Consider the following 9,261-nt stretch of genomic DNA (forward strand, 5'->3'; position numbering starts at 1 on the left):
ATTATAGTTAAAAAAAGAGGGAGATTATTTTGAAAAAACAAACAAAAAAGCTAATAGCCCCAATTATAGTTACTGTTCTAATAATTTTATATCATATGTTTTACATGGGAATAGGATTGTCTATAAGCCATATGCCTTTAATTATAAAAATGGTATTGTTAGTCGTTCCAATTTGCTTAATAGTATTAAGTGTAAGTATGTTATTTGAAAGAATTGATGAAATAAAGGGAGGAGAAGAAGATGATCTTAGTAAATACTGATTATATAACAGGTAAGGAACTTGAGATGCTTGGGGTTGTAAAGGGAAGTACTATCCAAACAAAAAATGTTGGCCGTGATATTACGCAAACCTTTAAAACCCTTGTAGGTGGAGAACTTAAGTCATATAATGAGATGATGAACAAAGCGAGAGCTCTTGCTACAAAGAGAATGGTTGAAGAAGCTAAAGATTTAGGAGCAGATGCAGTTGTAAATATTAGATATTCATCATCTGCAATTATGCAAGCAGCTGCAGAAGTTATTGTATATGGTACTGCTGTTAAATTTAAATAAAAACATAAAAATTATTTGAAATTATATTTTAAAATCATATAATGGATAATGTGTATTTTATTATAATAGAAAGGGGATTTTTATGTTAAGTAATATAACTAATGAGAATAATCGATGTCTCCAGTGTAAAAATCCTTTTTGTGAAGATGGTTGTCCAGTAGACACGCCTATCAAAGAGGTTATAGGATTATTGAAAGAAAATAAAATAAAGCAGGCAGGAGAGATGCTTTTTGAAAATAATCCATTGTCAGTTATCACTGGGTTAATATGTCCTCATGAGGATTTTTGTGAAGGACATTGCATATTAAATAGAAAAGGAAATCCAATACAGTTTGGATCTATAGAACATTATGTATCTAACTATTATTTAAAAAATTTAAGCTTTGATATTAAAGCAGATCCTAACAAAAAGGTAGGAATAATAGGATCTGGGCCTGCTGGTCTTACTATGGCTATTATATTAGCAAAAAAAGGTTATGATATAACAATATTTGAAGCCCATGAAAAAATTGGCGGAGTGTTAAGACATGGTATACCAGAATTTAGATTACCAAATGATATATTAGATAGATATCATGAACTTTTAATAAATATGGGTGTAAAAATAAGACCAAACACTGTAGTAGGGCCTGTACTTTCTATAGATGATCTGTTTAGAGATGGCTATAAAAGCATATTTGTTGCCACTGGAACATGGAAGCCAAGAAAGTTAAACATCAAAGGCGAAAGCCTAGGAAATGTCTACTATGCTATAGACTATCTTAGAAGTCCTTTAACACACAACTTAGGAGAAAAGGTGTGTATAATTGGCGGAGGCAATGTAGCCTTAGACTCAGCGAGAACTGCCCTAAGAAATGGTGCAAAAGATGTGAAGATCTTTTATAGAAGATCTGAAGAAGAGATGCCGTCAAGTGAAAATGAAATTAAATATGCTAAATTTGATGGAGTAAAGTTTGAATTTAATAAAACACCTAAAGAAATAAAAGATAATTGTGTTTATTTTGCTGATACTGAAAATATATTGAATGAAGATGGAAAACCAGAATTAAAGACAATAGAAGATTCAGGATATTGTTATGAAGCAGACTCTACTATAGTGTCTATAAGTCAGGGTCCAAAAACAAATATTGTAGATTCAGCAAAAGATATTAAACTAAATAGATTAGGACTTGTAATTATTGATAGTACTGGGAAAACAACAAGGGAAGGTGTTTTTGCTTCAGGAGATGTGGTTACAGGAGCAAAGACAGTAGTAGAAGCAGTTGCTGCAGCAAAATTAGCAGCAAAAACTATTGAAGATTATATAGAGGAAAAATATAATTTATAGATTATACTAAATATTTTATAAAACTACAAGAACTTTGGATAAAAACAACTCTTCAAATATTTGAAGAGTTGTTTTTATAGCTATGCACATAATAAACTTATCTGAATAAATTAGTAATATATATAAAAGGAGGTTTTTTTATGCATAAAATAAGAAGGATGTTTCCAGGGGGGAATACAAGTGAAGGTTTTTTTCCACTTCAAACAAATATAATAGGAGAAGATAGAAATTTCCTATATATATTAAAAGGGATGCCAGGTGGCGGAAAATCTTCTTTGATGAAAGAAATAGCAAAAAGAGCACTTAAAAAAGACTATACAGTTGAATATCATCATTGTCCATCTGATCCTACATCAATAGATGCTGTAGTAATTGTAGAACTTAAGATAGTTATAGTAGACGGAACTCCACCACATAGTATGGATCCAACTTATCCTGGTATTACTGAGAAGATAGTAGATTTATCTAAATATATTGATGAAGAAAAGATTAAGATTCATAAAGAAAAAATAGTTAGGGCTAAAAAAAATAATAGTAGATCCTATAAAAGAGCATTTAATTATTTCAAAGCTGCAAAATATATCTATAAAGAAATAGAGATGAATAATAGAAGATTTATAGACTATGAAGAATTAAGAGTTTATGAAGAGGACATTATACAAGAAATATTTCTAAAAAAAGAAGTAGAAGTTTCTAACTCACTTTTTAAAATAAGAAATTTGTTTTCTACAGCTTATACACCTGAAGGATTTTTTGACTATACAGATTCATTACTTGAAAATATAGAAAATAGGTATTTTTTAAATGGAGAAATAGGAGTCGGTAAGTCTGAATTTTTAGAAAGGATTGTAGAAATATGTAAATGGAAAGACTATGACATAGAAATATATTATGATTCTTTTATGCCAGAAAAAATAGAATCAGTATTTATATGGGATATAGATACTATTATAAGTTCAAATACTAAAACAAAAGGATTTAAACATGAAACAATTGATTTTAATAGATTTTTTAATCCAGTGAGTATAAACGAGGCAGACTATGAAATTTTTGGGGAATTAAAAGATAAGGGAATAGAGGGATTGAAGGGAGCTAAGAAAAACCATTTTATCTTAGAAGAATCTTATCAACCTACAATTAACTTTAAAGGTATTGACAAAGAAAGAGAAAAAATTTGGGAAGAAATATTAGAATTTGAACAATTGTAACAAATTTATTTATAGCGTTTTATACAAATTCACCCTAAACTCAGATTAATCTGAGTTTAGGGTGAATATTATTTATTTGGTTTGGTTTTTAAATAAGCTTGAATTTCTTTATAAAACATTTCAATAACTCTATCTATTATAGTAGGGGAAGTAGTTCCTTGAATCTTTTCTTTATTACCTCCACCTTTTACTATGATCTTTTGTGCTATTGAATCGAATAGCTCTTTTAAATTTATATCTAGATTGTGACTTTTACTTATAAGAAACATTCCTTGATTTTTATCTTCTAATTTATATATTTGAATTAAATTTTCTTCTTTATTTAAATATGATGATATAAGATTTAATTCTTTTTTATCTATACCTTCTAGATTTTCTATTATATAGTCTATACCATTAATGTTTTTCTTTTTTTCTAAAAGTCTGTTTCCTTTTAATGAAATTATTTCTTCTTTTAAGTTTTTATTCTTCTTTTGTAAATTTTCTTTATCTTCCTTTAGCTTTAAAAACTTATCTAATACATCGGTTATACCTGATGAAAGAGAAAGAGATATTTTATTTATATATCTATTTTTTAATGAATAGTCCTTTAAGGATCTATTGCCACATATAAAGCTAACTCTAGTATTTCCTTTATAATTTGTAGTGTTAATAATTTTTATAAGACCTATCTCACCTGTACTACTAACATGTGTACCGCTACAGGGAGTAGTGCTTATATTATCGATATTTACTATTCTAATATTATCTTGTTCTTCTTCAGGTACTTTTGAAAGATCTAAATCAGTAATATTACTAGAGTCTAAAAAGCTACTTGTAACATTAAAATTAGATTGTATTATTTTATTTGAGAGAGTTTCTATTTGTAAAATTTCTTCATCATTTATATCTACTATATCTACATCTATAGTTATGTACTTTTCACCCATGTGGAAAGCTATAGTCTTAGCATTGAAAAGCTTTAAAAATGCAGCAGAGAGTATGTGCTGGCCTGTGTGTTGCTGCATTAAATCAAATCTATTATTCCAGTCGATTGATAGGTTTACATCTTTAGAATCTATATCTTCCTCCAATACATGAACTATGTTTAAACCATCTTCGTATACGTCAATCACTTCTTTTTCACAAATAGTGCCTAAATCTTTAGGTTGTCCTCCTGACATATGAGGATAAAAAATAGTCCTATCAAGTTTTATGTGAAAGTTATCATTTTCAAATGATTTATCTATTACTCTAGCATGTGTTTCTTTTAAATAAGGATTATTTATATATAATTTTTTAGTCAATTAAATATCCACCTTTCAAGTTCATTTTTATTTAATACTTTCATGAACTATGATATAATATCTAAAATACATACTTTAGGAGATAACTATGAAAAGACCTTTTATTAGTCTAGTATTGTTTTATATTTTAGGTATATTGGTATTCTATTTTATAAAAATTCCCTTTAATATAGTCATCTTTGCTTTATTATCAACAATATTGTATTTATTTTATAATATAATAAAATCAACTTTAAATCAAAGGGTTTTATTATGTTTTTTCTTCGTTTTTGGACTTACTATAAGCTTATTGAATGGTAATGGGAATTTAGAAAAATTTGTTGGTAGGGAAATTTACGTGGAAGGCATAGTTGAGAATCTAGATAAAAAAACCTCTGAAATAGAAAAGTATATAGTAAAGATAAAAAAGATAGATGGTAAAAAGGTATCAAAAGAAAAAACAATGCTGACTCTTATAGGACAAAAAGATTTAAAACTTGGAAGTACAATTATCTTAAAAGCTATTCCAAAACATCCTATGGAAAATACAAATCCAAAACTTTTTAATTATAGGACATATCTTAAAAGTAATGGTATATATACAACTATGACTATAAATGAATATGATATAGAAAATATTGATACTTCTAATATAGATCTAAAGTATAAGTTAAAAGAAAAAGCTACTTTTAAAATTAAGAACCTATTTAAATCATATTTGAATGAGAAAAACAGCTCACTTTTAAATTCCATTATTTTAGGAGATAGTGACTACTTAAATGAAAAAGATTTAAAACTATATAGGGATATGGGACTTGCTCATATACTTGCTGTTTCTGGACTTCATATAGGTATTATTTCATCTTTTCTTATCTTTGTTATTTCGAGACTCGGTATAAAAAGAAGGACAAATACTGTTATAACGCTGATTTTTATATGGTCCTATGGTTATATAATAGCTTACCCTCCTTCCATAGTGAGAGCTAGTATTTTATTTTCATTTCTTTATTTATCAAAGATTATACATAAGCCTTATGATTCTTTAAATATACTTGGCTTGGCAGCCCTGATACTACTTATTAAAAATCCATATAGTTTGTTTTCTGTAGGTTTTCAACTGTCTTTTATAGCCAGTTTTTCTATAATAGTTTTTACAGAAGGAATTGTTGATTTATTCTATCCGATTCAAGGTAAGCTAATAGATACTATATCTAGCTTAATTGCTGTAAATATAGGTTTAAGCCCCATACAAGCTTATTATTTTAACAGAATAAGTATCTTAGGATTTTTAGCCAATATTATAATAGTTCCTATCTTATCTTTTTCACTTGTACTTGGCGTTCTTATGATAGGACTAGAAGCTGTTTTGCCAAGTTTAAACTTTTTTTTAGGAAAGCTTCTTAATATAAGTTTAAATATACAGTTTTTCATATTGAAACTTTTAGAAAAAATCCCAATAAATATTGTAAAAGTCTTTTCTCCAGAAATGATAACTATTTTTATTATCTTTATATTTATTTTTATAATATTTAATATTATCGATATAAAATCATTTGGTAGATCAGTTGAAAAAGTAATTTTACTATATTTAATATTTTTAATATCAGTAAATGTAATTAATATAAAAGAAAACTTAGAAATCCATTTTATAGATGTAGGTCAGGGAGATAGTATATATATTAAAAAAGGTAAAAAAGATATTTTAATAGATACAGGAGGAAGTATATTTGGAAACGACAATATACCAGAAAGGACAGTACTTCCTTATCTAGAAAAAATAGGTGTTAGAAAACTAGATGCTATATTTATATCACATTTTCATGAAGATCACTGTCAAGGCTTACCACTACTACTAGATGAGTTTAGGGTAGACCATGTCTTTGCGAGTCATATGCCTGATGATCCATATCTTGATTTTGTAAATAATGATAATTTTGTCTTTCTAAAAAAAGGGGATAGTATTGGAATAGATAAAAATACAGAGTTTAAAGTGTTATGGCCCATGGATGATATGAACTATGAGAAAAATATAAACAATAAATCTATGGTAGGAATCTTAGAATATAAAGATATAAAGATTCTTTTCACAGGTGATATTGAAAAAGAAACGGAAGATAAATTAATAGAAACGATTGATAAGGTAGATATACTTAAAATAGCACATCATGGAAGTGATACTTCTTCCACAGAAGAATTTGTAAAAAGAATAAATCCTGAACTAGGTATTATATCAGTAGGTAAAAACAATATTTATAATCATCCAAGTAAGGAAATATTAGATAGGTTTGAAAGTAAAACAGAAATTTATAGAACAGATAAAAATGGACTTGTTAAAATTATAGTAGAAGATACTTATGAGGTAAGACCATACTTAAGAAATGGAAAGAAGAAAGAAGTAACAATAGAAGATTATATATTTAATAATTATAATTATTTTTTATACAATTTATTATTTTTCTTAATTTCTTATGTGCTTATAAGGGTATTTTCTAAGGAGGAATTTATTAATGATTTATAAAGATTTCTTTTCAAAACTAAGAAAAGATGATATTGGCAACTATTATCTATTTTTAGGAGAAGAAGAATATATGATCAAACTTGCTTTAGAAGAACTCAAAAACAAATATGTAGGCAAGGATTTTGAAACTTTAAATTATACAGTAATAGATGGTAAAAATGCAGATTTAGATACACTTATAAATGCTTCTGAAACACTTCCCTTTATGTCAGCTAAAAAGATAGTAGTTTTAAATGATGTGGCAAATTTTTTAGGGGAATTAAATGATAGATCTAAAGAAGAACTTTATAAATATATGTTGAGCTTAGGTGATTTTTTGCTTCTTATATTTATAGACTCTACAGGAAAACTTAGAAAAAATACTAAGTTTTATAAAACGATTAAAAAACACGGTAGGCAAGTAGAATTTACAAAACTTATGGGGGGAGATATGAATAAGTGGGTTCAAACCCTTGCTAAACGAAATAAAAAGACTATATCTATTGGAAATATAAAATATTTTATAGATCAAACGTCTTATAATAGCAGAAACGTAGATTTAACTCTTTATGATTTAGAAAATGAATTTTTTAAAATAATAGATTATGCTAAAGAAGAAATTACAAAAGAAGATATAGATAATATACTTATAAAAACAATAGATACAAATATTTTTGAGTTTTTAGAAGCTTTTTCTAGTAAGTCGGTAGAAAGATCTTTGATGCTGCTTAATCAAATGTGTGTATCAGGTGAACCTATACAAAGAATATTTTTTATGATGATTAGACAGGTTAGACTTATATTAGGTTTTTTAATTTATAAAAATAAGGGATATGATAATAAAAGCATTCAGGAAAAATTGCAAATAAAATCATATGAATTTGGTAAAATACGTAGTAAGGCTGGGATGTTTAAAATAAGTGAGTTAGAAAATATTATGAACAGACTCTTACAAATAGATACCTCTATGAAAACTACTGCTACAGATGATAAATTAATAGTAGAAGCATTTTTAGTTGAAATGGGAAATGGAATATACAAATAAATAGTTGAAAATAAATAAAACTTCGGATATCCGAAGTTTTATTTACATTGCATTATTTAATTTCTTTGTTAAGTGACTTAGTTTTCTAGAAGATGCATTTTTATGCATTAGGTTGTTATGTGTAGCTTGTTTTAACTTTTTATCTATTACTTTTATTAATTCTTTAGCCTCTTCTATATTACCTTCTTCAATTGCGCTTTCAAATTTTGTTACATATGATTTTAATTCTGTTTTTCTAGTTTTATTTAATCCAGTTTTATAGTTAGTAACCTTTATTCTTTTCTTAGCTGATTTTATATTAGCCAATCCGTTCACCTCCAACTTAATCTAACACAAAACATTTTATCATGTAAGAATGGAAATTGCAAGGATAAATAATCCTATAAATGGTTAAAACTATTATAGAGGGTATAAGGAAAACTTAAAGGAGGAAATTATGAATCACATACACACAGACTTAGCTGTTGAAAGTAGAGAAATTTATAAAAAAGAAAATAACATAGAAGTAGAAGGAGTTGCAGTAAAGGTAGAAGAACATGAAAACTATAGCATTACACTAGTTGAAGTGTTAAATGATATGGGGAGTAAAAAAATTGGAAAACCAATAGGGAAATATATAACAATAGATTCATCAAACCTAGATAATGCAGATGAAGATTTAAAAGATGAAATAAGTTTAGTCTTAGGAAAGGTATTTAAAAGTTTAATAAAAAATCATAAAAATGATAAAGTTTTGATTATTGGGCTAGGAAATTGGGATATAAGCTCAGATTCTTTAGGACCGAAAGTTATAGAAAGAATACTTGTTACTAGACAATATTTTGTTAATTTTAAAAAAGAGTCAGATGTATCCATGGCAAACGTAGCAGCTGTTTCTCCTGGTGTTATGGGATCTACAGGTGTAGAAACATTTGACATAGTAAAGGGCATAGTAGAAAAAATAAAACCAGATATAGTTGTGGCAATAGATGCCTTATCCTCTAGAAAAATGGATAGAATAAGCACTACTATACAACTATCAGACATTGGCATAAATCCTGGAAGCGGAATTGGCAATAAGAGGAAGGGCTTAAACCAAGAAACTTTAGGAGTACCAGTCTTTGCATTGGGTATACCTACAGTTGTAAATGCAGCTACTATGGTAAATGATACAATGGATCTTATAATAGATTCAATGAAAGAAACTGAAGGAGTAGGAAAAGAATTTTATGGTCTTCTAGATTCTCTTTCTAAAGAAGATAAATATTCTTTAATAAATGAAGTTTTAAGCCCTTTTATGGGAAATGTAATAGTCACTCCTAAAGATATAGATGTAATAATAAAGGACCTTTCTGTAATAATAGCAAACGGCTTAAATATAGCAATTC

9 protein-coding genes are annotated in these 9,261 nt (G+C 27.3%); 7 read left to right on the forward strand and 2 right to left on the reverse strand.

The annotated features are described in order from the left end of the window. Positions 1–29: 29 nt before the first annotated feature. From ACTHW2_RS07375 to ACTHW2_RS07390, 4 genes are all read left to right on the forward strand, one after another. Entirely contained in the window at positions 30–260 is a 231-nt protein-coding gene (locus ACTHW2_RS07375) for a hypothetical protein (protein WP_442263303.1), read from the forward strand. Further along, a complete protein-coding gene (locus ACTHW2_RS07380; protein WP_442263304.1) occupies positions 241–552 on the forward strand; it encodes a YbjQ family protein in 312 nt (103 codons plus the stop codon). The genes ACTHW2_RS07375 and ACTHW2_RS07380 overlap by 20 nt, the downstream gene beginning before the upstream one ends. Positions 553–634: 82 nt before the next feature. Further along, positions 635–1,879, forward strand: coding sequence for an NAD(P)-dependent oxidoreductase (locus ACTHW2_RS07385; RefSeq protein WP_442263305.1), 1,245 nt, complete (start codon positions 635–637; stop codon positions 1,877–1,879). A gap of 140 nt (positions 1,880–2,019) precedes the next feature. Continuing rightward, entirely contained in the window at positions 2,020–3,087 is a 1,068-nt protein-coding gene (locus tag ACTHW2_RS07390) for an ATP-binding protein (RefSeq protein ID WP_442263306.1), read from the forward strand. Between the two features lie 68 nt (positions 3,088–3,155). On the opposite strand, the gene ACTHW2_RS07395 is transcribed toward ACTHW2_RS07390, so the two are convergent. Continuing rightward, on the reverse strand, positions 3,156–4,373 hold the full coding sequence (locus ACTHW2_RS07395; RefSeq protein ID WP_442263307.1) for an alanyl-tRNA editing protein: 1,218 nt from the start codon (positions 4,371–4,373) through the stop codon (positions 3,156–3,158). Between the two features lie 88 nt (positions 4,374–4,461). On the opposite strand from ACTHW2_RS07395, the gene ACTHW2_RS07400 reads away from it, so the two are divergent. Both ACTHW2_RS07400 and holA read left to right on the forward strand, forming a co-directional pair. After that, entirely contained in the window at positions 4,462–6,870 is a 2,409-nt protein-coding gene (locus ACTHW2_RS07400) for a DNA internalization-related competence protein ComEC/Rec2 (protein WP_442263308.1), read from the forward strand. After that, positions 6,860–7,894, forward strand: a complete 1,035-nt coding sequence (holA, locus tag ACTHW2_RS07405) for a DNA polymerase III subunit delta (RefSeq protein WP_442263309.1) — start codon at positions 6,860–6,862, stop codon at positions 7,892–7,894. Before ACTHW2_RS07400 ends, holA begins: the two co-directional genes overlap by 11 nt. Positions 7,895–7,936: 42 nt before the next feature. Here the strand turns inward: holA and rpsT are convergent, their stop codons facing one another. Then, positions 7,937–8,209 (reverse strand): 30S ribosomal protein S20, encoded by a 273-nt coding sequence (gene rpsT, locus ACTHW2_RS07410; protein WP_442263310.1) that lies wholly within the window; start codon positions 8,207–8,209, stop codon positions 7,937–7,939. Positions 8,210–8,330: 121 nt separating this feature from the next. Here rpsT and gpr point away from each other — a divergent pair. Next, the coding region (gene gpr, locus ACTHW2_RS07415) for a GPR endopeptidase (RefSeq protein ID WP_442263311.1) at positions 8,331–9,261 on the forward strand (931 nt) is incomplete at its 3' end.

The sequence above is a fragment of the Tissierella sp. genome (genome assembly GCF_052089545.1).
GTDB lineage: Bacteria > Bacillota > Clostridia > Tissierellales > Tissierellaceae > Tissierella_A.

Coding starts and splice junctions, on each gene's coding strand:
- ACTHW2_RS07380 (WP_442263304.1), top strand. CDS start 241: ATGATCTTAGTAAATACTGATTATATAACAGGTAAGGAACTTGAGATG.
- ACTHW2_RS07385 (WP_442263305.1), top strand. CDS start 635: ATGTTAAGTAATATAACTAATGAGAATAATCGATGTCTCCAGTGTAAA.
- ACTHW2_RS07390 (WP_442263306.1), top strand. CDS start 2,020: ATGCATAAAATAAGAAGGATGTTTCCAGGGGGGAATACAAGTGAAGGT.
- ACTHW2_RS07400 (WP_442263308.1), top strand. CDS start 4,462: ATGAAAAGACCTTTTATTAGTCTAGTATTGTTTTATATTTTAGGTATA.
- holA (WP_442263309.1), top strand. CDS start 6,860: ATGATTTATAAAGATTTCTTTTCAAAACTAAGAAAAGATGATATTGGC.